This window comes from Streptosporangium sp. NPDC023825 (assembly GCF_040639575.1).
Lineage (GTDB): Bacteria > Actinomycetota > Actinomycetes > Streptosporangiales > Streptosporangiaceae > Streptosporangium.
In genome coordinates this window covers 16,011-40,095 of record NZ_JBFAAE010000034.1, presented here as the reverse complement: position 1 = coordinate 40,095, position 24,085 = coordinate 16,011, and the positions used below count along the sequence as shown (strand labels likewise).

24 protein-coding genes are annotated in these 24,085 nt (G+C 70.0%); 23 read left to right on the top strand and 1 reads right to left on the bottom strand.

Annotation, left to right across the window (positions count from 1 at the left end):
• Nucleotides 1-9 precede the first annotated feature (9 nt).
• From thrB to AB0G15_RS26370, 23 genes are all read left to right on the top strand, one after another.
• Nucleotides 10-969: a homoserine kinase gene (gene thrB, locus AB0G15_RS26480; RefSeq protein ID WP_362844787.1), complete on the top strand. Its 960-nt coding sequence runs from the start codon at nucleotides 10-12 to the stop codon at nucleotides 967-969.
• A gap of 467 nt (nucleotides 970-1,436) precedes the next feature.
• Complete coding sequence (rho, locus tag AB0G15_RS26475; RefSeq protein WP_362844785.1) at nucleotides 1,437-3,515, top strand: transcription termination factor Rho; 2,079 nt, start codon at nucleotides 1,437-1,439, stop codon at nucleotides 3,513-3,515.
• Nucleotides 3,516-3,791: 276 nt separating this feature from the next.
• Nucleotides 3,792-5,111 carry a sensor domain-containing protein gene (locus AB0G15_RS26470; protein WP_362844782.1) on the top strand — a complete coding sequence of 440 codons (1,320 nt, stop codon included), beginning with the start codon at nucleotides 3,792-3,794 and terminating at the stop codon, nucleotides 5,109-5,111.
• 13 nt (nucleotides 5,112-5,124) lie between these two features.
• Nucleotides 5,125-5,769 (top strand): response regulator transcription factor, encoded by a 645-nt coding sequence (locus AB0G15_RS26465; RefSeq protein WP_362844889.1) that lies wholly within the window; start codon nucleotides 5,125-5,127, stop codon nucleotides 5,767-5,769.
• A 287-nt stretch (nucleotides 5,770-6,056) separates the two neighbouring features.
• Entirely contained in the window at nucleotides 6,057-6,275 is a 219-nt protein-coding gene (gene rpmE, locus AB0G15_RS26460) for a 50S ribosomal protein L31 (protein WP_362679879.1), read from the top strand.
• A gap of 104 nt (nucleotides 6,276-6,379) precedes the next feature.
• Complete coding sequence (gene prfA, locus AB0G15_RS26455; RefSeq protein ID WP_362844779.1) at nucleotides 6,380-7,432, top strand: peptide chain release factor 1; 1,053 nt, start codon at nucleotides 6,380-6,382, stop codon at nucleotides 7,430-7,432.
• A 24-nt stretch (nucleotides 7,433-7,456) separates the two neighbouring features.
• Nucleotides 7,457-8,311: a peptide chain release factor N(5)-glutamine methyltransferase gene (prmC, locus tag AB0G15_RS26450; protein ID WP_362679883.1), complete on the top strand. Its 855-nt coding sequence runs from the start codon at nucleotides 7,457-7,459 to the stop codon at nucleotides 8,309-8,311.
• Nucleotides 8,312-8,321: 10 nt separating this feature from the next.
• Nucleotides 8,322-8,987 carry an L-threonylcarbamoyladenylate synthase gene (locus tag AB0G15_RS26445; RefSeq protein ID WP_362844776.1) on the top strand — a complete coding sequence of 222 codons (666 nt, stop codon included), beginning with the start codon at nucleotides 8,322-8,324 and terminating at the stop codon, nucleotides 8,985-8,987.
• A 109-nt stretch (nucleotides 8,988-9,096) separates the two neighbouring features.
• Entirely contained in the window at nucleotides 9,097-11,487 is a 2,391-nt protein-coding gene (locus tag AB0G15_RS26440; protein WP_362844774.1) for a hypothetical protein, read from the top strand.
• Between the two features lie 168 nt (nucleotides 11,488-11,655).
• Entirely contained in the window at nucleotides 11,656-12,036 is a 381-nt protein-coding gene (locus AB0G15_RS26435) for a hypothetical protein (protein WP_362844771.1), read from the top strand.
• Nucleotides 12,037-12,161: 125 nt separating this feature from the next.
• The gene (glyA, locus tag AB0G15_RS26430) at nucleotides 12,162-13,427 is read left to right on the top strand and encodes a serine hydroxymethyltransferase (protein ID WP_362844768.1); all 1,266 of its coding nucleotides are present in this window, start codon (nucleotides 12,162-12,164) and stop codon (nucleotides 13,425-13,427) included.
• A gap of 57 nt (nucleotides 13,428-13,484) precedes the next feature.
• A complete protein-coding gene (locus AB0G15_RS26425; RefSeq protein WP_362844765.1) occupies nucleotides 13,485-14,876 on the top strand; it encodes an MraY family glycosyltransferase in 1,392 nt (463 codons plus the stop codon).
• Between the two features lie 152 nt (nucleotides 14,877-15,028).
• Nucleotides 15,029-15,454 (top strand): hypothetical protein, encoded by a 426-nt coding sequence (locus tag AB0G15_RS26420; RefSeq protein WP_362844762.1) that lies wholly within the window; start codon nucleotides 15,029-15,031, stop codon nucleotides 15,452-15,454.
• Between the two features lie 78 nt (nucleotides 15,455-15,532).
• Nucleotides 15,533-15,748 carry an AtpZ/AtpI family protein gene (locus tag AB0G15_RS26415; RefSeq protein WP_350973492.1) on the top strand — a complete coding sequence of 72 codons (216 nt, stop codon included), beginning with the start codon at nucleotides 15,533-15,535 and terminating at the stop codon, nucleotides 15,746-15,748.
• 67 nt (nucleotides 15,749-15,815) lie between these two features.
• A complete protein-coding gene (atpB, locus tag AB0G15_RS26410) occupies nucleotides 15,816-16,607 on the top strand; it encodes a F0F1 ATP synthase subunit A (RefSeq protein ID WP_362844759.1) in 792 nt (263 codons plus the stop codon).
• Nucleotides 16,608-16,691: 84 nt separating this feature from the next.
• On the top strand, nucleotides 16,692-16,925 hold the full coding sequence (gene atpE / locus AB0G15_RS26405) for an ATP synthase F0 subunit C (RefSeq protein ID WP_329090975.1): 234 nt from the start codon (nucleotides 16,692-16,694) through the stop codon (nucleotides 16,923-16,925).
• A 32-nt stretch (nucleotides 16,926-16,957) separates the two neighbouring features.
• Nucleotides 16,958-17,506 carry a F0F1 ATP synthase subunit B gene (locus AB0G15_RS26400; RefSeq protein ID WP_362844755.1) on the top strand — a complete coding sequence of 183 codons (549 nt, stop codon included), beginning with the start codon at nucleotides 16,958-16,960 and terminating at the stop codon, nucleotides 17,504-17,506.
• Between the two features lie 46 nt (nucleotides 17,507-17,552).
• Nucleotides 17,553-18,362 (top strand): F0F1 ATP synthase subunit delta, encoded by an 810-nt coding sequence (locus AB0G15_RS26395; protein WP_362844752.1) that lies wholly within the window; start codon nucleotides 17,553-17,555, stop codon nucleotides 18,360-18,362.
• 23 nt (nucleotides 18,363-18,385) lie between these two features.
• Nucleotides 18,386-20,035 (top strand): F0F1 ATP synthase subunit alpha, encoded by a 1,650-nt coding sequence (atpA, locus tag AB0G15_RS26390; protein ID WP_362844749.1) that lies wholly within the window; start codon nucleotides 18,386-18,388, stop codon nucleotides 20,033-20,035.
• 3 nt (nucleotides 20,036-20,038) lie between these two features.
• Nucleotides 20,039-20,941, top strand: coding sequence for a F0F1 ATP synthase subunit gamma (locus tag AB0G15_RS26385; protein ID WP_362679915.1), 903 nt, complete (start codon nucleotides 20,039-20,041; stop codon nucleotides 20,939-20,941).
• 1 nt (nucleotide 20,942) lies between these two features.
• A complete protein-coding gene (gene atpD, locus AB0G15_RS26380) occupies nucleotides 20,943-22,370 on the top strand; it encodes a F0F1 ATP synthase subunit beta (protein WP_362679918.1) in 1,428 nt (475 codons plus the stop codon).
• A 68-nt stretch (nucleotides 22,371-22,438) separates the two neighbouring features.
• Entirely contained in the window at nucleotides 22,439-22,846 is a 408-nt protein-coding gene (locus tag AB0G15_RS26375) for a F0F1 ATP synthase subunit epsilon (RefSeq protein WP_362844747.1), read from the top strand.
• A 44-nt stretch (nucleotides 22,847-22,890) separates the two neighbouring features.
• A complete protein-coding gene (locus AB0G15_RS26370; RefSeq protein ID WP_362844744.1) occupies nucleotides 22,891-23,301 on the top strand; it encodes a DUF2550 domain-containing protein in 411 nt (136 codons plus the stop codon).
• Nucleotides 23,302-23,452: 151 nt separating this feature from the next.
• Here the strand turns inward: AB0G15_RS26370 and AB0G15_RS26365 are convergent, their stop codons facing one another.
• Nucleotides 23,453-24,043 (bottom strand): cob(I)yrinic acid a,c-diamide adenosyltransferase, encoded by a 591-nt coding sequence (locus tag AB0G15_RS26365; protein WP_362844741.1) that lies wholly within the window; start codon nucleotides 24,041-24,043, stop codon nucleotides 23,453-23,455.
• Nucleotides 24,044-24,085 lie beyond the last annotated feature (42 nt).

Genomic DNA, 24,085 nt, shown 5'->3' with positions numbered 1-24,085 from the left:
AGGACCCCGATGACCGGCGGCACGGCGAAGGCGACCGTCCGGGTCCCCGCGACGTCGGCCAACCTCGGTCCCGGATTCGACACGCTGGGCCTCGCGCTCGGCCTGCACGACGAGATCGAGGCCGAGATCCTCGAGTCCCCCGGCATCGACATCGCGGTCGAGGGCGAGGGGGCCGGCGAGCTCGACCTGGGCGAGGGTCACCTCATCGTCACCACGATGCGCGCGACCTTCGACAGGATGGGTCTCCCGCAGCCGCGCGGCATCCGGTTGCGCTGTCTCAACCGGATCCCGCACGCCCGCGGCCTCGGGTCCTCCTCCGCGGCGATCTGCGCCGGGATCCTCGCCGCCCGGGCGCTGGCCGCGACCCCGTACGCCCGTCCCGGCCGGGATCACCCGCCCGGGCCGCCCGAGCTGACCGACGACGGCGTCCTCGCGCTGGCCACCGGGATCGAGGGCCATCCCGACAACGTGGCGCCGTGCCTGGCGGGCGGGCTCACCGTCGCGTGGACGGACGCCGGGGGCGTGCCGCACCTGGTGCGGCTGCTCCCGCACGAGGCCGTCAGGCCCGTGGTCCTCGTCCCCGCGCACCGGCTGTCGACCGAGACCGCCCGCGGGCTGCTGCCCAAGGAGGTCCCGCACGCCGACGCCGCCGCGAACGCCGGCCGGGCCGCGCTGCTGGTCGCGGCGCTGACCGCCAGGCCAGAGCCCGGCCTGCTGCTGGCCGCCACGGAGGACCGCCTCCACCAGGACTACCGCGCGCCCGCGATGCCGCACACCGCCGACCTGGTACGGCGGCTGCGCGGGGCGGGGGTGGCCGCGGTCGTCTCGGGAGCGGGTCCCACGATTCTTGCGTTGTCAACGGTGAATACGCAGGATTTGATCGCACCGGAAGTGGGTAATGACTGGCACATCCAGCCACTGGAAGTCGAAACCAGGGGCGCCCGCGTTGTTTCTCTTGAGACACGCTGACGACTCTTCGACCTTCAGGGAATAGCTGTGTGCGCTGGTGATGTTAGGCTGATAGCCGCACCAGGTGCCCCGCGTTGGGTGCGTGCTTGTCAGCCACACATCGCTGCATCATGTCTCACCTGGTGAGACATGAGCGCCGCAGTGGCCTCCCCGAATCCGTCGCCTCCGAATGCTCCAGATTTCGGTTGGGGCAACGAGAAGCGGCGTTTTAGGGGACATGCGCGTTCGATCTACCTCGACATCTGGTTGCCGGTAGCAATCCGGGGGGGTGTCCTCCAAGTCCCACCGTCGGCGATTCTCGATGGTGACGGCCTGGATCCGCCCTTCTCCGACAGTGGCGGCGGCTCTCCATGGGCCGCCGAGGATCGCGACGTGCAACCCGACCCGGTCTGTCCCACCGGGTCGATCGCACCACCGGGACGATTGGCTGATCATGGCCACGCCCGACCCCTGGGAAGGACCCATTAGTGAGCGACACCACCGAACTCCTCTCCGACGTCACCGGCGCGGCGCCGGCGTCCGGCGACACCCCCACCCGCCCCGCGGCCAAGCCGCGCCGTCGCTCCGGCACAGGCCTTTCCGCCATGGTGCTGCCTGAGCTGCAGGCCATGGCTTCCGGCCTCGGCATCAGCGGGACCGGGCGGATGCGCAAGAGCCAGCTGATCGCGGCCATCCAGGAGAAGCAGGGCGTCTCCACCGAGAGCGCCCAGGCTCCCGCCGCCGTCAAGGAGACTCCTGCCGTGGCCGCCCCGGCCGTCGTGGCCGAGCCGGTCGCCGAGCGTCCGGCGCGCACCCGCAGGGAACGTTCCCGCCCCGTCGTGGCCGCCGAGCCCGTCGTGGAGCAGGCACCCCCCGCCCCCGAGCCCGTGGCCGCCGTCGTCGCGCCCGAGCCCGTCGTGGAGCAGCAGACCATCGACACCGCCCCGGCCGAGGGTCGTGGCGAGCGCGGCGAGAGCCGTCGCGAGCGCGGCGAGCGCCGTGGCCGCAACAGCGAGCGCGGCGAGCGGGGCAACGATCGCCGCGAGCGCGGCGACAACCGCCCCGACAACCGCAACGACGGCCGCGCCGACCAGCGCGCCGCCGACGCCGGCCAGAACCGCGGGGAGCGGCTCAACGACCGCGGCGACCGGCTCAACGACCGCGGCGAGCGGTCCAACGAGCGCGGCGAGCGCGGCGAGCGTCTCAACGACCGCGGCGACCGCACCAACGACCGCGGTGACCGTGGCGACAGGGGCGAGCGCGGCGAGCGCGGTGACCGGGGCCCGCAGAACCGGGGCCCGCAGGACCGCAACGACCAGCACGGCGTGGGCGACGACGACGACCGCCGTGGCCGCCGCGGCCGGTTCCGCGAGCGCAACCGCCGTGGCCGCGAGCGCTTCGACAGCAACGAGCCCGTGGTGGGCGACGACGACGTCCTGATCCCGATCGCCGGAATCCTGGACATCCTCGACAACTACGCGTTCGTCAGGACCAGCGGTTACCTGCCGGGCTCCAACGACGTCTACGTCTCGCTGGCCCAGATCCGCCGCAACGGCCTGCGCAAGGGTGACGTCGTCACCGGCGCCGTCCGCCAGCCCCGCGACGGTGAGCGCCGCGAGAAGTTCAACGCGCTCGTCCGCCTCGACACGGTCAACGGCATGGACCCGGAGCAGGCGCGGCAGCGGCCCGACTTCAACAAGCTCGTCCCCCTCTACCCGCAGGAGCGCCTGCGCCTGGAGACCGAGCCGAACATCCTGACCACCAGGATCATCGACATGGTGGCGCCGATCGGCAAGGGCCAGCGCGGTCTCATCGTCTCCCCGCCGAAGGCGGGCAAGACGATGGTGCTCCAGTCGATCGCCAACGCGATCACCCGCAACAACCCCGAGTGCCACCTGATGGTCGTCCTGGTGGACGAGCGTCCGGAAGAGGTCACCGACATGCAGCGGTCGGTGAAGGGCGAGGTCATCCACTCGACCTTCGACCGTCCGGCCGAGGACCACACCACGGTCGCCGAGCTCGCCATCGAGCGCGCCAAGCGCCTGGTGGAGCTCGGCCACGACGTGGTCGTGCTGCTCGACTCGATCACCCGCCTGGGCCGCGCCTACAACCTGGCGGCCCCGGCCTCCGGCCGCATCCTGTCCGGTGGTGTCGACTCCACCGCCCTCTACCCGCCGAAGCGTTTCTTCGGCGCCGCCCGCAACATCGAGAACGGCGGCTCGCTGACGATCCTCGCCACCGCGCTGGTCGAGACCGGCTCCAAGATGGACGAGGTCATCTTCGAGGAGTTCAAGGGCACGGGCAACCTGGAGCTCAAGCTCAACCGGCAGCTCGCCGACAAGCGGATCTTCCCCGCGGTGGACGTCGACGCGTCCGGCACCCGTAAGGAAGAGATCCTGATGGGCAAGGACGAGCTCCAGATCACCTGGAAGCTCCGCCGCGTGCTGCACGCCCTGGACATGCAGCAGGCCCTCGAGCTTCTCCTGGAGAAGATGAGGGAGACCAAGTCCAACGCGGAGTTCCTGCTCCAGGTGCAGAAGACGACGGTCAGCTCCGAGCGCGACTGATCATCCGCCGTACGTCGAACGCCCCGGCCTCCCCGGCCGGGGCGTTCGCGTTTCCAAAGCCCTTGTGCGACCCCGTACTTCGGGATATCCCTACTTCAGGACGCCTTTTTCCCGTGCGGCTCCCGGGTCCGCGCCCGCGGCGCGTGGACGGCACGCGAGGAGGGGGAGGGGCGGTACGCGAAGGCGGCCGGCGCGGAGACGCCCGGCGCGCGAGGGACGGCGGGACGGCCGGGACACGGACGGCGACGACGGGCTGACCGGGGACGGGGGAGGCGCATGACGGCCGAGACGCTGGCGAGCACGACCGTGGCCAGGACGCCGCTCAGGCGGCGCGTGCCGCTCGGTCCGAACGGCCCCCTGGGCATGCTCGTCGACCCGATGACCTGGCGGGCCGTCCCCTACCTGCTGGCCAGCATGTTCTACGGCCTCGCCTGCTTCGCGTTCCTCGCGTCCGTGATCCCGGCCTCCCTGGTGATGGTGCTCGTGTGGGTCGGACTGCCGCTGCTCGCCCTGACCATGCTGGCCTGGCGGGGCGCGGCGATACTGGAGCGCCGGTTCCTGCGGCTGGCCTTCGGCGTCGACATCCCCAGCCCGTACCGGCCCTCCGAGGGCGACAACCTGTTCCTGCGCTGGAAGGACATGTTCGTCGACCCCGCCACCTGGAAGGACCTGCTCTATCTCCTGCTGCTGCTGCCGATCGGGATCGCGGAGTTCACCGTCACGGCGGTCCTGTGGATCCTCGGGCTGAGCCTGACGGTCGCGCCACTGCCCCTGCTGCTGGCCGGGCGGCCGATGACGCCCATCGACGAGTTGCCGATCGACAGCGTGCCGAAAGCGCTGCTGTGCACGCTGATCGGGGTCGGCTTCCTGCTCGCCGCCCTCTACGCGACCCGGGGCATGGCATGGCTGCACGGCCTGCTCGGCGTCGCCCTGCTGGGGACGAGCGAGAAGAACCGGCTGGCCGCCCGCGCCGCCCACCTGCGGGCCAGCCGGGCCCGCGGGGTGGACGCGGCCGAGGCCGAGCGGCGCCGGATCGAGCGTGACCTGCACGACGGCGCCCAGCAGCGGCTGCTGTCCGTGGCCATGGACCTGGGCCGGGCCCAGGCCAAGCTGGACTCCGACCCCGACGCGGCCAGGGAGCTCCTGGCCCAGGCACACCGGGGTACCAAGGCCGCCATCGCCGAGTTGCGCGACCTCGCCAGGGGCATCTACCCGGCGATCCTCACCGACAGGGGGCTGAGCGCGGCCCTGTCGTCGCTCGCCGCCCGCGCGCCCGTACGGGTGGACCTGTCGGTGGAGGTCTCCCACCGGCCCCCGCCCGCGGTGGAGAGCATCGCGTACTTCGTCGTGGCCGAGTGCCTGAGCAACCTCGCCAAGCACTCCGAGGCCACCGAGGCGTTCATCCGGGTGAGCCGCCGGGAACAGCGGGTGATCGTCGAGGTGTACGACAACGGGGTCGGCGCCGCCGTGCCGCGGCCGGGCAGCGGCCTCGCCGGGCTGGCCGACCGGGCCGCGACCATCGACGGCACCCTGACCGTCGACAGCCCGCTGGGCGGCCCCACGATGATCAGGGCGGAGTTGCCCTGCGAATGGTGAGAACGTGAGACCCATGCGGGTGGTGATCGCCGAGGACTCGGTGCTGTTGCGCGAAGGACTGGCCAGGCTGCTGGCCGACGGGGGCATCGAGACCGTCGGGGTGGCGGGCGACGGCCCAGGCCTGGTGACGGTGGTCGACGAGCACGATCCGGACCTGGCCGTCGTCGACGTGCGGATGCCGCCGACCCACACCGACGAGGGGCTGCGCGCCGCTCTGGAGGCCAGGGCCCGGCGGCCGGGGCTGCCGATCCTCGTCCTGTCGCAGTACGTCGAGGAGCAGTACGCCACGGAGCTCATCGGCGGCGGTGCCGCGGCGGTCGGCTACCTGCTCAAGGAGCGGATAGCGGACGTGGCCGAGTTCCTCGACGCCGTACGCCGGGTGGCGGCCGGGGGGACGGTCATCGACCCGGAGGTGATCGGACAGCTCCTGAGCCGCCAGCGCAAGGGCGACCCCCTGGACTCCCTGACCGCCAGGGAGAGCGAGGTCCTGGCCCTGATGGCGGAGGGACGCTCCAACACCGCGGTCGCCGGGCGGATGCTCGTCACCGAGGGCGCCGTGGAGAAGCACATCTCCAGCATCTTCGGCAAACTCGGGCTGGAGCCCGCCGCCGACGATCACCGCCGGGTCCTCGCCGTGCTCGCGTACCTGGGAAGGTGAGGGCCTGGGGCTCCTGGTTTCGCCGTGGGGTCCGAAGTTCCGGTTTCCTCACGGATATCGCGCCCGCCAGGGGCCGTGAGCACGCCGTGTCCACTCCTGGGGCGCGGGTCACCGGGGCGGGGGAATGTCTTGTGGCCTGGGATGGTTGGAGGATCTGGCACACTGGTAGCCGAACCGTAGCGGTTCCGGTTCCCGCCCGCGCGCACCTCGGTGTGCTCAGCGCGCAAGCCCCACAGGCGAGAGACAGTGGCGACCCGGCGACCGCGTTTTGGAGAGGAAAAGGCGATATGAAGCCCGATATTCACCCGGAGTACAACGAGACTCAGGTGACCTGCACCTGTGGTAACTCCTTCACCACCCGCAGCACCGCCAAGAACGGCGTGATCCACGCCGACGTGTGCTCCGCCTGCCACCCCTTCTACACGGGCAAGCAGAAGATCCTGGACACCGGCGGCCGGGTGGCGCGCTTCGAGAAGCGCTTCGGCAAGAAGCCCGCGGGCCAGTAGCTCTCATCCCGGCGCCGGCTCGGAGAACCCCCCTGCGGGGGTGCCCGGGTCGGCGTTCGTGGTGATGAGGCAGGCTGACAAGGGCTTTCAAGGAAGGACGCACGGTGAATCTCGACGAGCTGCTCAGTGAGTACGCCGAGCTGGAACTCAAGCTCGCCGACCCCTCCGTGCACGCCGACCAGAAGCAGGCGCGCACCTTCGGCAGGCGCTACGCCGAGCTGACGCCGATCATCGTCGCCTACCGCGAGCTCGAGGGCGTCCAGTCCGACCTCGGCACGGCGCGGGAGCTGGCCTCGGAGGACGAGGGGTTCGCCGAGGAGGCCAAGGAGCTGGAGGCTCGGATCCCCGAGCTGGAGGAGAAGCTCAGGCACCTGCTCGTCCCGCGCGATCCCAACGATGACAAGGACATCATCATGGAGATCAAGGCGGGCGAGGGCGGCGAGGAGTCCGCCCTGTTCGCCGGAGACCTCCTGCGGATGTATCTGCGGTACGCCGAGCGGATCGGCTGGAAGACCGAGCTGATCGACGCCACCCACTCCGACCTCGGCGGTTACAAGGACGTCACGATCGCCCTGAAGGCCAGGGGCGACGAGGGCGTCTGGTCGAGGCTCAAGTTCGAGGGCGGCGTGCACCGCGTCCAGCGGGTCCCGGTCACCGAGTCGCAGGGGCGCATCCACACCAGTGCCGCCGGGGTGCTCGTCTACCCGGAGGCCGAGGATGTCGACGTCCAGATCGACCCGAACGACCTGCGCATCGACGTCTACCGCTCCAGCGGCCCCGGTGGCCAGAGCGTCAACACCACCGACTCGGCCGTGCGGATCACGCACGTCCCGACGGGTGTCGTCGCCTCCTGCCAGAACGAGAAGAGCCAGCTCCAGAACAAGGAGTCGGCCATGCGCATCCTGCGGGCCCGCCTGCAGGCGATCGCCGAGGAGGAGGCCAACGCCGCCGCCATGGCCGAGCGCAAGTCCCAGATCCGCACGGTCGACCGCTCCGAGCGCATCCGCACCTACAACTTCCCCGAGAACCGCATCTCCGATCACCGCGTCGGTTTCAAGGCCTACAACCTCGACCAGGTGCTCGACGGAGACCTCTCGGCCGTCATCCAGTCCCTGCTCGACGCCGAGATGGCGGAGAAGCTCGCCGCCCATTCGTAGCTCGCCCATTCATAGAACGCGCCCATGACCTTTCTGCTGGACGAGATCGCCCTCGCCACCGCCCGGCTCGCCGAGGCAGGTGTGCCGTCGCCGCGCACCGACGCCGAGGAGATCGCCGCGTGTGTGCACGGCGTGCGCCGCAGCGAGCTGCACACGGTCAAGGACTCCGACTTCGACGCCCTGTTCTGGGAGGGCGTCGCCCGCAGGGAGTCCCGCGAGCCGCTCCAGCACATCACCGGGCGGGCCTACTTCCGCTACCTGTCCCTGGAGGTCGGGCCCGGCGTGTTCGTACCGCGCCCGGAGACCGAGGTCGTGGCGGGCTGGGCGATCGACCGGCTGCGGGAGATGGACGTCGCCTCGCCGGTGGTCGTGGATCTCGGGACGGGCTCGGCCGCCATCGCGCTGTCGATCGCCCAGGAGGTCGCGCTGGCCACCGTGCACGCGGTCGAGGTCGACCCCGGCGCCTACACCTGGGCCAAGCGCAACATCATCGAGCACGGCCAGGGCCGCGTCCACCTGCACCCGGAGGATCTGGCCGACGCCCTGTCCGAGCTGGACGGCCAGGTCGACCTGGTGATCTCCAACCCGCCCTACATCCCGCCGGGCGCGATCCCCCGCGACCCCGAGGTCCGCGACTACGACCCGCACCGCGCGCTGTACGGATCGGGCAGCGACGGCCTCGACGAGGTCAGGGCGGTCGAGCGGACCGCCAGGAGGTTGCTCCGTCCCGGTGGGTTCGTCGCCGTGGAGCACGCCGACCAGCAGGGCACCCCGGTATATCTGATCTTCTCCGAGGAGAACGGCTGGCGCGACGTGCGCAGCCGCCAGGACCTGACACGCAGGGACCGCTTCGTCACCGCTCGATTCGGCCAGGAATAGGATGCACGCCGTGAGCCGACGTTATGACTGTATGGATGCCGAGCAGCGAGCCACCGGCCTGATCGAGGCCGCCTCCGCCTTCCAACGCGGGGAACTCGTGGTGCTCCCGACCGACACCGTCTACGGTATCGGTGCCGACGCCTTCACGCCCGCCGCGGTCACCGCCCTGCTGGCGGCCAAGGGGCGCGGCCGTGACATGCCGGTGCCCGTGCTGGTCGGGACCGTCCGGGCCGCCAACGCCCTGGTGGAGAACCTCGGCCCGTACGGCCAGGATCTCGTCGACGCCTTCTGGCCGGGCCCGCTCACGCTGATCTGCCGCGCGAACCGGTCGCTGTCGTGGGACCTCGGTGACGCCAAGGGCACCGTCGCCATCCGGATGCCGCTGCACGCGGTCGCCCTCGACCTGCTCAAGGAGACGGGCCCGCTGGCCGTCTCCAGCGCCAACCGCTCCGGCGCACCGGCCGCCACCACCGCCGCCGACGCGGAGAAGCAGCTCGGCGACTCCGTGTCGGTCTACCTCGACGCGGGGCCGTGCGAGAGCGACATCCCCTCGACGATCCTCGACCTGACCACCGCGGTGCCCAGGCTGCTGCGGCGCGGGGCGATCAGCGTGGAGAAGCTGCGCGGTGTGATCGGCTACGTCGCGACGGACACGGGCCCGGAGCCCGACAACTGACCAGCGCATCCACGGCATATGCCGTGTTCCATGCCATCTGATTATCACCGTGACGCCGGGCTGTCTCCCCGGTACCTTGAAGTGGGCCGACACTTCCTGGGAGACGTCCATGGGCAAGTTCGAAGGAATGGACCCCAAGCTGGTCCGCGACCTGTTGTCCGAGGTGCAGCGGGCCGCCGAGCAGATGCGGAACGTCGAGGGCAAGGTCTCGCAGATGATGAGCGGGGCCGGCCTGTCCTCGCAGTCGACCCACCGGCCCGTCCAGATCGCCGACGCGTGCGACGTGATGGTCCGCGACGTCTCCGCCCGCGTGACGTTACTGGAGAAGAAGGTCAGCCAGAACGCGACGGCGCCCCCCGCCGAGCCGAAGGCCGGGGACCCGAAGCCCGAGACGGGCTCCCAGGGCGAGGGGGCGAAGCCGCAGACGGACTCCCAGAACGGCGCCAAGCCGGAGACCGGTTCTCAGAACGATACGAAGCCCGACACCCCGAAGGCGGAGGACCTCAAGCCGGCCGTCGGGGCGGACGACAGGCCCCGCGTCGGCGACCAGTCGGCCGAGAGCACCCAGCGTGACGATCCCAAGGACTCCTCCAAGCCCGACACCAAGCCGGACACCCCGAAGGCCGACACCCCGAAGACCGACGAGGCCAAGCCCGAGGCGGGTTCGAAGGGTGACGAGACCTCCCCGCGCGACGATCGCGACGATCGGAAGGAGACGCCGAAACCCGAGGCGTCCGGAGCCGACGACCGGAAGCCGGAAACGGGGTCGAAAGCCGACGAGACCTCCCCGCGGGAGAGGGAGACGTCCAAGGAGAGCGGCAAGCCGACGGACACCGCGCCGCGCGAGGTTCCCAAGCCCGATTCCACACCGGAGCCGCCCAGGGCCGAGGAATCGCGTCCCGAGCCGCCCAAGCCCGATCCCGCGCCGGAGCCTCCGAGAGCCGAGGAGCCGCGTCCCGAGCCGCCCAAGCCCGATCCCGTACCGGAGGTCCCGAAGGGCGACTCCGCGCCCCCGCCGGAGGCCCACACCCCGGATTCCCCGTCCCTGCCGGACGCGCCGAGGGCCGAGGACCCCCGGCCCGGGGCGCCCGCGCCGGATCGCGTCCCGGAGGTGCCCAACGCCCAGGGCGCGCCCGTGCCGGAGGCGCCCAGGCAGGACTCCGCGCCCGCGCCCGACGTCCCGAGGGCCGACGACGCGCGGCCGGAGACGCCGAGGGTCGAGGACCTGAAGCCCGCGGTCTCCGGGCCGGGGGAGAACCCGCAGGGTGGAGGGCCGCCGGTCGACACCGCGCCGCGCGAGGCGCCCGACGTCCCGCGTACGCCCGAGACCTCCACCCCGGACACCGGCCTCGAGCCGGGGACGCCGCAGGGGGAGTCCGCGCCCGCACCGGAGCCGCCCAGGGCCGACGACACCCGGCCGGAGATCGTCAACGCGGACGACACGACGCCGCGCGGGCAGGATCCGACCGGCAACGCGCCCGTGAACGACTCCGACGCCAAGGGCGACACGGGTTCCAAGGGCGACGAGACGACCCCACGCGGGGATTCCACCGGCAACCCGCCCGCGAACGATCCCGACGCCAAGGGCGACATCGGTTCCAAGGGCGACGAGCGCTCGCCGAGGGAGGAGGGCCGCTCCTCCGGCGACACCGTCCTCGACACCCCCAGGAAGGACCACCCCGACGACATCGACCAGAGCGGCGACTCCAAGGCGAAGATCGTGGAGGTCGACGGGGTGAAGGTGCTCCAGATCCCGCTCGACGCGCCCACGGCGGCCGAGGTCGACGAGCTGTTGAAGAACATCGAGGACATCCCGCCGCTGGAGATGCCCACGATCGACGGCGTCTCCGGCACCGCGGGGCAGCCCGGCTGGGTCGAGCCGCACGAGCCGCTCGATTCCGCCAAACCCGCGTACCCGCTCCTCGACACCGCGGGCCCGGCCACGGACCAGACCGTCCAGCCGCCGGGCACCGGTGGCGACACCACCCCCCAGTCCACAGGTACGACCTCCGGAGAGCCCGCCGCGCCCCGGCCCGCCGGGACGGCCTCCGGTGAGCCCGCCATCCAGACGGCGGGCACGACCTCGAACGAGGCGGCCACGCCGCCCGCCGGGGGGCCGGGGCCGTCCATCGGCGACGCGGTCTCCGGTGAGGCACGCGGTGCCGAGGGCACGTCCGGGCAGGCGGCGGGGGCGGCGCCCGGCGGGGTGGCCGCGCAGCCGGGCGAGGGCGGCGAGGGTTCGGCCGCCCGGTGGGCGAACGACGGCAGCGACGTCGTCACCGCCGAGGCGAGACCGCTCGATCTCGACGCGCTCAAGACGCTCGCCGACAACGCCCGCGAGATCGAACCGCTGGAGATGCCGGGCGTGAGCGTGCCCGACGGAGAGACCTGGGGCGAGGGGGCCTGGGCGCCCATGGACATCCGGCCCGACGGCCCGGCGGGCGACGTGGAACCGGGAGACCCGCAGCGGCCGATCCCGCCCCCGGGCGGTGGCCGGTGATCGCCGGAACGCGGGCGCGAGGCCGTGAGCGCCGTGAGCTGCCGTGAGCGCGAAGCGGTGGGCGCCGGGTGGTGAGGCACGGGGCGGCGGGCGGATGAGCACGGGGCACCGAGTAGCGGTGAGTGAGCAAAAGGCAGGGAGCGTGTCAGCGAGGGTGAGGAGCCTGTGATGTTCGTGGATCCACCCGCACCGCAGCCGCTGCAGCCGGGGGAGACCCCGCCGGCCTCGGCCAACAACGGGCTGCCGTCCCCGGACGCCGTCACGTCGTGGGAGTTCAACCCCGACTACCAGCGGCTGGTCATGATGTGGAGGCAGGTGCTCCCCGTGCTCGACACGCTGACCGGCAGCCTGGACAAGGCCTACCAGCTCGCCAGGAGCAGGGACGTCTGGGACGCCCCCGTCTCCGGCCGCTACATCGAGGACATGACGGAGTGGCGCACCCGTCTGAGCCTCTACCGGCAGGCGATCCTGACGTCGATCAGCGACCAGGCGGCCGACACGCCGAGGTGGGTGCCGGTCAAGACCGGAGCCCCGCACGCGTTCTCGTGAGGCGGCCTCCCGGTGGCGGCGGTCCTCCGCGACACGCTGTCCCGGGGCGGCGCGTCCCTGACGTGGGATAACCGGGGAGGGCGGGCTTACAGTGGGGGTGAGTCGTCGTCTTCGGGGTGTGAGCCATGGGCGCAGAACCGTACTACGGGCCGGATTTCGGTCTCCTGCAGCGCGAGGACCCGGAGATCGCGAGCGTGCTGCTCGACGAGCTCGACCGGCTCCGCGGGGGCGTCCAGCTGATCGCGAGTGAGAACTTCACCTCGCCCGCCGTGCTCGCCGCGCTCGGCTCGACGCTCACCAACAAGTACGCCGAGGGCTACCCCGGCAGGCGTTACTACGCCGGGTGCGAGGTCGTCGACCGGGCCGAGCGGCTCGCGATCGACCGGGCCAAGCGGCTGTTCGGCGCCGAGCACGTCAACGTGCAGCCCCACTCCGGCGCCTCGGCGAACCTGGCGGCCTACGCGGCCCTGCTCCAGCCGGGCGACACCATGCTGGCGATGGAGCTGTCGCACGGCGGCCACCTCACGCACGGCTCCAAGGTCAACTTCTCGGGACGCTGGTTCGACGTCGTGGCGTACGGCGTGCGCAGGGACACCGAGCTGATCGACTACGACGAGGTCAGGGAGCTGGCGCTGCGGCACCAGCCCAAGATGATCATTTGTGGTGCCACCGCCTATCCCCGGGAGATCGACTTCGCCGCCTTCCGGGGGATCGCGGACGAGGTGGGCGCCTGGCTGCTCGCCGACGTCGCGCACACCGTCGGCCTGATGGCCGGGCGGGCGCTGCCCTCCGCCGTGCCGTACGCGGACGTGGTGACCTTCACCACGCACAAGGCGCTGCGCGGTCCGAGGGGCGGCGGGATCATGTGCACGCGGGAGCTGGGCCCCAGGATCGACCGCGCGGTCTTCCCGTTCGTGCAGGGCGGCCCGCTCATGCACGCGGTGGCGGCCAAGGCGGTGGCGTTCGGCGAGGCGCTGCGGCCGGAGTTCGCGGAGTACGCGCGGCGGGTAGTGGCCAACGCCCAGGTGCTGGCCGACGCGCTGGCCGCCGAGGGCATGCGGCCCGTCTCCGGGGGCACCGACAGCCATCTGGCGCTGATCGACCTGCGCGACGTCGGGATCTCCGGCGCGGTGGCCGAGCAGCGGTGTCAGGCGGCCGGGATCACGCTGAACCGCAACGCGATCCCCTACGATCCGGAGCCGCCCACGGTGACCTCCGGGATCCGGGTCGGCACCCCCTGTGTCACGACGCAGGGGATGGGGCCCGAGGAGATGAAGGAGGTGGCCTCGATGGTGGCGCAGGTCATCCGCAACCCCGACGCGACGGACGAGATACGGGAGCGCGTCGCGGTGCTGACGAGGACCCACCGGATATATCCCAGCGAACTATGAGCTGTTCTGTGTCGTTTTCCGGTCACAGGTGGCCGGACTATCCGCGAAACTGGTTCCGTGCGCGAATATCTACTCATGGCGCTCGTCGCGGCCGCGGTGACGTATCTGCTGGTTCCGCTGATCCGCGTTTTCGCCGTTCGCATCGGGGCCATGCCCGAGGTCCGCGATCGTGACGTGCACACCACGCCGACGCCCAGACTGGGCGGTCTGGCGATGTACGGCGGTCTCGTCGCCGGTCTGCTGATCGCCGCCGAGCTGCCCTACGCCGGGGGCAAGCTGGCCGAGGGCCAGGGAAAGATCGTGATCGCGCTGATCGCCGCGGGCGGCCTGATCACGCTGACCGGCTTCCTGGACGACTGGCTGGGGATGGACGCCCTCGTCAAGCTCGCCGGGCAGATCGGCGCCGCCGGGGTGCTCGTCACCTTCGGCGTCAGCCTGCCGTGGCTCCCGCTGCCGACCGCGCTGGGCGGGCAGACCATCCTCGACTCGACGCTGAGCCCGCTGATCACGATCCTGATCGTGGTCGTCATGATCAACGCCGTCAACTTCGTCGACGGGCTCGACGGGCTGGCCGCGGGGATCGTCGGTATCGCCGCGATGGCCACGTGGACGTACTCGGTGGCCCTGTCGAAGGACTACGGCGACACCAGCATCAACGCGACGGCGGTCATCGCCTCGGTGCTCATCGGGATCTGCCTGGGCTTCCTGCCGCACAACTTCCACCCGGCGAAGATCTTCATGGGCGACACGGGGGCGATGCTGATCGGCCTGGTCCTCGCCTCCACGATGATCCTGGTCACGCCGCTCGACTCCAGCAGCATCAACCGCTTCCCCGTCATCCTCCCGCTCCTCGTGCCGGTCGCGATCCTGGTGCTCCCGCTGCTGGACCTGATCATGGCGGTGATCCGGCGCACGTCCAACGGCCTGTCGCCGTTCTCGCCCGACCGGGGGCATCTGCACCACCGCCTGCTGGACATCGGCCACTCGCACCGCCGCAGCGTCATGATCATGTACGCGTGGACCTTCCTGTTCGCCTTCGCGGTCGTGGCGCTGTCCATCGAGGGCGTCCCGCTCATCCTGTTCCCGCTGACCGTGCTGCTCGCCATCGGCGTGCTGGTGATGATGGCGCTGCCCCGCCTGCGCGCCCGCCGTGATCTCGGCGGGGCCGAGGGCCATGGCGACGGGCGCGGCGACGGACGCGGTGACGGACGTGGCCCGCTCGATCCCGCCGGTCCCGCGGGGCCCGGCGGTCCCGCGGAGGGGCCCGGGCAGCACACGCTCCCCGGCGAGCAGCAGCCGGGCCGGGTCAGGCCCCATCCGTATCCCGCGGAGGCGCCGGGGCACCGTCCGGCCGCCACCGGCGACGAGACGGCCACCCTGCCGGTGCGGCCCGACCTGTCACTCAGCGCTCCCCGGCAGGGTTTCTCAAACCCTGAGACGCCACTTTGAGGCGCTTTCCCCGGCTCCTTGATCGTTCACTTGAAACGGCAGGTAAAGGCGCTCTTCCGTGAGCTTGTGATAGCTTTCACTAGCAGATGGTGAACCTGCCCAGACCTGCAAGGTAGCAATCGCTCGCTTGATAACAGTTACTTGGAGTGCCGATGCTCGCCAACGACGTGCGCCTTCTGAAGGGGGCTGCGATACCCACGGTGCTGGTGGGGCTGGTCGTGATCCTCGTCGCGGCGTTGCTGGCCGGAGCCAAGGGGGCGCTCGGCGCCGCGATCGGGACCGCGGTGGTCTGTGTCTTCTTCACCCTCGGCATCGTCGCGATCTCCTACGCCAGCCGTGTCTCACCCATGATGATGATGACCGCTGCGGTGCTGAGTTACGTGGTGAAGATCATTCTGATCATGGCGCTGCTCAAACTGTTCGAGGACGCCACCGCCTTCGAGCCCAGGGCCTTCGGCTGGGGCGCCATCGCCGCCACGGTCGCGTGGACGGTCGGTGAGATGCGCGGCTTCATGAAACTCAAAATGCTCTACGTCGACCCCGATGGCCGGATTCCAGGTCAGGGCGATCCGCGATGAGGCGTATCATCTCGCTGGCGGCCTGGACCCTGCCCGATATGACTAGTCCTCACCGCGACTGCTATCGTCATGCCCGCGATGAGCGAAAAGAAAATCCGGCCCGAAGACGACGGCCGCGACTTCGCCAGCGCCGCCTGGTCGATCCCCAGCTATCTCCTCTCCGGGATGATCCTGTACGGCGGTGCGGGCTGGTTGCTGTCCAAGTGGACTGGCGTGGTCGCCTTCACCCCGATCGGATTGATCCTCGGGGTCGCTCTATCCGTCTACCTGGTCTACCGGAAGTACGGTCGCTAGCCTTCGGCGGCGGTCGCTTCGCTGACGAAGCCATTTCGATCAACTACCACGCTGAAGGGAACGCCGCGTGAGCACGCTGACGCTCCTCGCTCCCGGGGACGAGTTCACGCCTCCGGGACTCGAACTCTTCGACGCCGCCCCGATCGTCTCGGGCGTCGCCTGGCTCACGAAGCCGGTGCTGCTGGCCCTGCTGAGCTCGATCCTCGTCATCGGCTTCTGCTGGTCGGCCTTCGGCAACCCGAAGCTGGTGCCGCGGGGCGTGCAGAACATCGGTGAGATGGGCTACGTCTTCGTCCGCGACCAGGTCGCCCGGCCGTTCCTCGGCAAGGACGCGGACCGGTGGATGGGACTGCTCCTCAGCATGTTCTTCATGGTCTGGGTCTGGAACCTGATGGGCGTCATCCCGGTGCTGCAGTTCCCGGTCGCCTCGCACATCGCCTTCCCGATCGTGCTCGCCCTCAGCGTCTACATCCTGAAGATCTACCTTGGTGTCAAGCACCAGGGCGCGATCGGCTACTTCAAGAACATGATGTTCCCCCCGGGGTTGCCCAAGCCGATCTACGTGCTGCTGGCCCCGATCGAGCTCCTGTCCAACATGATCATCGCGCCCTTCACGCACGCGGTGCGACTGTTCGCCAACATGTTCGCCGGCCACATCATCCTGGCCTTCTTCAGCCTCGTCGGCTTCTGGTTCCTCTTCGAGAAGCTCACCGTGTTCGGCGCCCCGCTCGGCGCGGTCGGCGTGATCATGACGATCGCGATGACGGGCTTCGAGATGTTCATTCAGTTCCTGCAGGCGTTCCTCTTCTCGATGCTCGCCGCGATGTACATCGGCAACTCGCTCCACGCCGAGCACTGAGACCAGCGCCGAGCACCAAGACCAACCTCGAATCGTCCAGACCGGCGGGCAGATCCCACCGGCCAACCGTAAAGGAATACAAGAATGTCGATCCTCGCTGAGGTCAACGGCTCCCTCAACGCTCTCGGCTCGATCGGTTACGGCCTCGCCGCGATCGGCCCCGGCATCGGCGTCGGCATCATCTTCGGCCAGGGCGTGCAGGCCATCGCCCGCCAGCCGGAGGCCTACGGCCTGATCCGCCAGAACATGCTGCTCGGCTTCGTTCTCACCGAGGCGCTGGCCCTCATCGGCCTCGTCGCGCCCTTCATGTTCCGCTAAGACGCAGACAACCCTGACGGAAGGCTGCACAAATGATTCAGGCAGCTTCGCTCCTGGCGGCGGAGGAGGGGGGCAACCCCCTCATCCCGCACACCTACGAGCTTGTCGTCGGCGGCTTCGCCTTCTTCGTCGTCCTCTTCGTCGTCGGTAAGATCCTCACCCCGCGCATCCAGAAGACCCTGGTCGAGCGGACCGATGCGATCGAAGGCGGCATCAAGCGAGCCGAGGACGCGCAGGCCGAGGCCCAGGCGCTGCTCAAGCAGTACAAGGACCAGCTCTCCGAAGCCCGTCACGAAGCCTCGCGGCTGCGTGAGGAGGCCCGTGAGCAGGGTGCGCAGATCAAGGCCGAGCTCCGCGAGGAGGCCCAGGCCGAGGCCCGCCGCCTGGTCGAGGCCGCCCATCTGCAGATCGAGGCCGACCGCCAGCAGGCGTTCGCCCAGCTCCGCACGGAGCTCGGCCGTCTGTCGATCGAGCTGGCCGGTCGTATCGTCGGGGAGTCCCTGGAGGACGAGGCGCGCCAGCGCCGTACCGTCGACAGGTTCCTCGAGGAGCTCGAGTCGAGCAACGCGGCGGTCCGCTGATGACACGGCGAACCAGGCGTGACGCGCGAGTGTCGGTGAGCGGCTGATGAGGGGCCTCAGCAGGGCCTCGCTGGTCGAGGTCGAAGAGCGCTTCAACGCCGTCGCGGGAAGCGCGGACCTCGGCACGCTGGCCGACGAGCTTTTCTCGGTCGCCGCCCTGTTCGACCGCGAACACGGGCTCCGCCGCAACCTCTCCGACCCGGCCAGTCCCGCGGCCCAGAAGGCGCAGATCGTCCGGGTGCTGCTGGAGGGCAAGATCAGCGACGCCGCCCTGGAGACGGTCGCCGCGGCCGTGTCCGCCAGGTGGGCGCGCTCGGGCGACCTGGCCGACTCCCTGGAGCGGCTCGGCGTCGTCGCGGCCTCGGCCGAGGCGGAGGCGCAGGGCAGGCTCGACGACGTCGAGGACGAGCTGTTCCGGTTCGGGCGCATCGCCGCCTCGAACCTGGAGCTTCACCGGACCCTGACGGCGCCGGCGGCCCCCGAGGCGGCCAAGCGGGAGCTTCTGGGCTCCCTCCTGGCCTCGAAGGTCGCCCCCACCACCCTGCGGCTGGTCACCCAGCTCGTGCTGCATCCGCGAGGACGTAGCCTGGACGGTGGGCTTGAGGAGTTCGGCAAGCTGGTCGCCGCCCAGCGGCAGCGCCTCGTTGCGGTGGTGCGCAGCGCCGTCGTGCTTTCAGAGGAGCAGAAGCAGCGTCTCGCCACGTGGCTGCGCACCTCGTACGGCCGCGACGTTCATCTGAACGTCGAGGTGGATCCGCGGGTGCTGGGAGGGTTCTCGGTTCACATCGGGGACGATCTCATCGACACCACCATCGCGGGACGAATCGAAGAAGTCCGCCGCCGGTTGGCCGGCTAGGCGAATAGGGAGACTGAAGAGAGATGGCGGAGCTTACGATCCGGCCGGACGAGATCCGGGACGCACTTGAGCGCTTCGTCCAGGCGTACGAGCCGGAAGGTGCCGCGCGCGAGGAGATCGGGACCGTCGTCGACTGCGGCGACGGTATCGCCCATGTCTCCGGCCTTCCCTCGGCGATGGCGAACGAGCTGCTTGAGTTCGAGGACGGCACGCGTGGCCTGGCACTGAACCTGGACGTCCGGGAGATCGGTGTCGTTGTTCTGGGCGACTTCAGCAAGATCGAGGAGGGCCAGTCGGTCCGCCGGACGGGCGAGGTCCTGTCCGTGCCGGTCGGCGACGGCTTCCTCGGCCGGGTGGTCGACCCGCTGGGCGTCCCCCTGGACGGCAAGGGTCCCATCGAGTCCGAGAGCCTGCGCGCCCTCGAGCTCCAGGCCCCCTCGGTGGTCCAGCGCCAGCCGGTGAAGGAGCCGCTGCAGACCGGTCTCAAGGCGGTCGACGCCATGACGCCGATCGGCCGCGGCCAGCGCCAGCTGATCATCGGTGACCGTGGCACGGGCAAGACCGCCGTCGCCGTGGACACCATCCTCAACCAGCGGGAGAACTGGCTCTCCGGCGACCCCGACAAGCAGGTTCTCTGCGTCTACGTCGCGGTCGGCCAGAAGGGTTCCACGATCGCCCAGGTCAAGGGCCGCCTCGAGGAGGCGGGCGCGATGGAGTACACCACCATCGTCGCCGCTCCGGCGTCCGACCCGGCCGGTTACAAGTACCTCGCGCCCTACACCGGTTCGGCCATCGGCCAGCACTGGATGTACCAGGGCAAGCACGTTCTCATCGTCTTCGACGACCTGACCAAGCAGGCCGACGCCTACCGCGCCGTCTCCCTGCTGCTGCGCCGCCCGCCGGGCCGCGAGGCGTTCCCCGGCGACGTCTTCTACTTGCACTCCCGCCTCCTCGAGCGCTGCGCGAAGCTGTCCAAGGACATGGGTTCGGGCTCGATGACCGGTCTGCCGATCATCGAGACGAAGGGCAACGACGTCTCGGCGTTCATCCCCACCAACGTCATCTCCATCACCGACGGCCAGTGCTTCCTCGAGACCGACCTGTTCAACGCGGGTGTGCGTCCGGCCATCAACGTCGGTGTCTCCGTCTCCCGAGTCGGCGGCTCCGCGCAGATCAAGGCGATGAAGCAGGTCGCCGGCACGCTGCGCCTGTCGCTGTCGCAGTTCCGTGACCTGGAGGCGTTCGCCTCCTTCGCCTCCGACCTGGACGCGGCCTCCCGCGCCCAGCTGGAGCGTGGCCAGCGTCTGGTCGAGCTGCTCAAGCAGGCCCAGTACAGCCCGTTCCCGGTCGAGAAGCAGGTCGTCTCGGTGTGGGCCGGCACCACGGGCGAGCTCGACGAGGTCCCGGTCGAGGACATCCGCCGCTTCGAGACGGAGTTCCTCGACTACCTGGGCCGCGAGCACAAGGGCATCTTCGACGGCATCCGCGAGACCAAGCAGCTGCCCGACGACGCGGTGGTCGCCCTCAAGGACGCCATCACCGAGTTCAAGAAGAGCTTCGAGACCTCCTCCGGTGAGTACCTGGTCAACGACGAGCCGGTCGCCGCGCTCGGCGAGGGCGAGGTCGGCCAGGAGAAGATCACGAAGCGAGTCCGCACGGCAGAGAAGAAGTAGCCGATGGGTGCCCAGCTAAGACTGCTGCGGCGGCGGATCAAGTCGGTCAAGTCCACGGCGAAGATCACCCGCGCCCAGGAGCTCATCGCCTCGTCCCGCATCGTCAAGGCTCAGCAGCGGATGCAGGCCGCCGTGCCGTACGAGCGCGAGATCACCCGCGCCGTCACGGGCGTGGTCAGCAACACCTCCAGCACCGACCACCCGCTGACGGTGGCCAAGGAGCAGCCCGCCAGGGCCGCCGTCCTGATCGTCACCAGCGACAGCGGTTTCTGCGGCGGCTTCAACGCCAACATCCTGCGTGAGGCGGAGGCGCTCGGCAACCTGCTCAGGGACAGGGGCGTCGAGCCCGTGCCCTACGTGACGGGTCGCAAGGGCGTCGCCTGGCACACCTTCCGCAACCGTGAGATGGGCGGGCAGTGGACGGGGTTCTCCCGTAAGCCCGCCTACTCCGACGCCAAGGAGGTCGCGGGCGCGCTGATCGAGGCCTTCTCGGCCGAGGACGGGGTGGACGAGATCCACATCGTCTCCACCGAGTTCGTCTCGATGCTGACGCAGGAGGTCGTGGTCAAGCGGATCCTTCCGCTGGAGGTCGAGGAGACCGCCGAGGACCCGTCCGACACGCCGCTGCCGTACTTCGAGTTCGAGCCCACCGCGGGCGAGGTCCTCGACTCGCTGCTGCCGCGTTACGTGGAGTCGCGCATCTTCACCGCGCTGCTCCAGTCGGCGGCCTCCGAGGAAGCCTCGCGCCGCCGGGCCATGAAGTCGGCCACCGACAACGCCAACGAGCTCATCCGCGTGTTCACCCAGCAGATGAACCAGGTCCGCCAGGCCGAGATCACCCAGGAAATCAGCGAGATCGTCGGCGGCGCGAACGCGCTGGCTGACTCCGCAGCGGGGAAAGAGTGAAATGACTGCACAGACTGTTGAGACCGGCGTGGGCCGCGTCGCGCGGGTCACCGGTCCCGTCGTCGACGTGGAGTTCCCCGTCGAGGCGATGCCCGAGATCTACAACGCCCTCAAGGTGAACGTCGAGCTCCAGGGTGAGGCCAAGGTCCTCACCCTGGAGGTCGCCCAGCACCTGGGTGACAACCTCGTCCGCGCGATCTCCATGCAGCCCACCGACGGCCTCACCCGTGGCGCCCCGGTGACCGACACCGGCGCGGCCATCTCGGTCCCCGTCGGCGACGTCGTCAAGGGCCACGTGTGGAGCACCCTCGGCGAGTCGCTGGACGTCGAGACCTCCTCGCTCCAGATCAACGAGCGCTGGGGCATCCACCGCCCGTCGCCCGCCTTCGACACCCTCGAGTCGCGCACCGAGATGCTGACCACCGGCATCAAGGTCATCGACCTGCTCACCCCGTACGTGCAGGGCGGCAAGATCGGCCTGTTCGGCGGCGCGGGCGTGGGCAAGACCGTTCTGATCCAGGAGATGATCCGCCGGGTCGCCCGCAACTTCGGTGGCACCTCGGTGTTCGCCGGGGTCGGCGAGCGCACCCGTGAGGGCAACGACCTCTGGCTGGAGATGGAGGAGGCGAACGTCCTCAAGGACACCGCCCTCGTCTTCGGCCAGATGGACGAGCCCCCGGGCACCCGTCTGCGCGTCGCGCTCTCCGCCCTGACCATGGCGGAGTACTTCCGTGACGTCCAGAAGCAGGACGTGCTTTTGTTCATCGACAACATCTTCCGGTTCACCCAGGCCGGTTCCGAGGTCTCCACCCTGCTCGGCCGCATGCCGTCCGCGGTGGGTTACCAGCCGACCCTGGCCGACGAGATGGGTGTCCTCCAGGAGCGCATCACCTCGACCCGCGGTCACTCGATCACCTCCATGCAGGCGATCTACGTCCCCGCGGACGACATCACCGACCCGGCCCCGCACAACGCGTTCGCGCACCTCGACGCGCAGACCGTTCTCTCGCGGCCGATCTCGGAGAAGGGCATCTACCCCGCGGTGGACCCGCTCGACTCCACCTCGCGGATCCTCGACCCGCTGATCGTCGGCGAGGAGCACTACCGGGTGGCCCAGGAGACCAAGCGGATCCTGCAGAAGTACAAGGAACTGCAGGACATCATCGCGATCCTCGGTATCGACGAGCTCTCGGAAGAGGACAAGGTCACCGTCAACCGGGCCCGTCGCATCGAGCGCTTCCTGTCCCACCCGATGTACGCCGCCGAGGCGTTCACCGGCCAGCCCGGTGAGAACGTCCCGCTGGACGAGACCATCGCCTCGTTCAAGGGCCTGTGCGCCGGCGACTACGACCACCTGCCCGAGCAGGCGTTCTTCATGGTCGGCGGCATCGACCAGGCCGTGGCCAAGGCCAAGGAACTCGCCCGCTAGTCGCCTTCGGCGCCGGTACGGTCACGCGGCCGTACCGGCGCCTGGTTCGATAAGGAACTGGAGAGAAAGTGGCGAAGCTGCGAGTAGGCGTCGTCTCCCCGGAGCGTGAGATCTGGTCCGGTGAGGCCGACATGGTGATTGCCAAGACCGTCGACGGCGAGATCGGTATCATGCCTAAGCACGCGCCCGTGCTCGGCGTTCTCGTCGAGGGCGGCCTGCTGACGATCAAGCGAGGCGACGGAGAATCCGACCTCGTCGCCGCCGTCCACGGAGGATTCCTCTCGGTGGCCGACGACGAGGTGTCCATCCTGGCCGAGCTGGCCGAGCTGGGCTCCGAGGTCGACATCGCCCGCGCGAAGACCGCGCTGGAGCGGGCTCAGGCCTCGGTCGAGTCCGACCAGGAGAACGCGGACGCGGTCGCGGAGGCCAAGCGTGCCAGGGCCCGGTTGCGCGCGGCTGGGGAAGAAGTCGGATAAATTCTGCTTCTTAGGCTGTACGCGCTTTTGGGGGGCGAGCAGACATGGTGGTGGATGTTCTCATCGTGCTGGGGCTGCTCGTCGCCCTCCTGGGACTCCGGGTTCTGATACTGACCCGCTCCCGGGGATCGGTGCTCTGTTGCCTGCGCTCCCTGTCGAAGGAGCGAGGCTGGCGGGTCGGGGTGGCCCGCTACGCCGACGGCCACCTCAACTGGATCCCGCTCATAGGTCTGCTTCCAAGGCCGCGCCACGTCATCGTGAGGCGCGGCCTTGTCGTTTCCAGGCGTCGCAGGGTCGGGTCCGGTGAGTTCTTCGGGTTCATCGAGGGCGTGACGGCGATCGAGTGCCGCAACGGGCAGGACGCCTTCGAGCTCGCCATGGGATACCGCGCGCTGACCGGTTTCGTCGCCTGGCTGGAGTCCGCCCCGCCCAGCGCCTACCTCGACGTCGCCTGAGCTCTCCTCACCTTCCCGGCGGGCGCGCCGGGCCTGCGGGAGTCCTTTCCTCAGCGGGTGCCGCCGGGCTTTCGGAGGGGCGCTCGACAGGTTTCGCCGCGTTTCCTGAGTCCGTCCTCGGCGGGTGCCGCCGGGTTTCGGAGCCTCGTCCTCAGCGGGTGCCGCCGGGCTTCCAGAGGATCTCGTCGCCGCCCGCGGCCACCCGGCAGAGGATGAACATCAGGTCGCTCAGCCGGTTGAGATATCTCGCGGTCAGCGGGTTGACGTCGTCGTGGGCCTCCAGTGCCGACCAGACGGCCCGTTCGGCCCGCCGGACCACGGTCCTGGCGACGTGGAGCGCGGCCACGGCAGGGGTGCCGCCGGGCAGGATGAAGCTGCGCAACGGCGTGAGACGCTCGTTGAACTCGTCGCACCGGGCCTCCAGCCAGTCGACGTAGGAGGGCTCGACCCGCAGCGGCGGGAACTCGGGGTTCTCCACGAGCGGGGCGCACAGGTCGGCCCCGACGTCGAACAGCTCGTTCTGGATCCGGCTGAGGACGGCGGTGACGTCCGCCTCCAGGGTTCCCGCGGCGAGGGCCACGCCGATCGCCGCGTTGGCCTCCTCGACGTCCGCGTAGGCGGCCAGGCGCGGATCGGTCTTGCGGGTGCGGCTCATGTCGCCGAGCGCGGTCGTGCCGTCGTCCCCGGTGCGGGTGTAGATCTTCGAGAGCACCACCGGCTTGTCTCTGTCAGCTCGCGTCATGTGGCTCAGGGTATCGGCCAAAAAACTCTCCCGATCAACCCG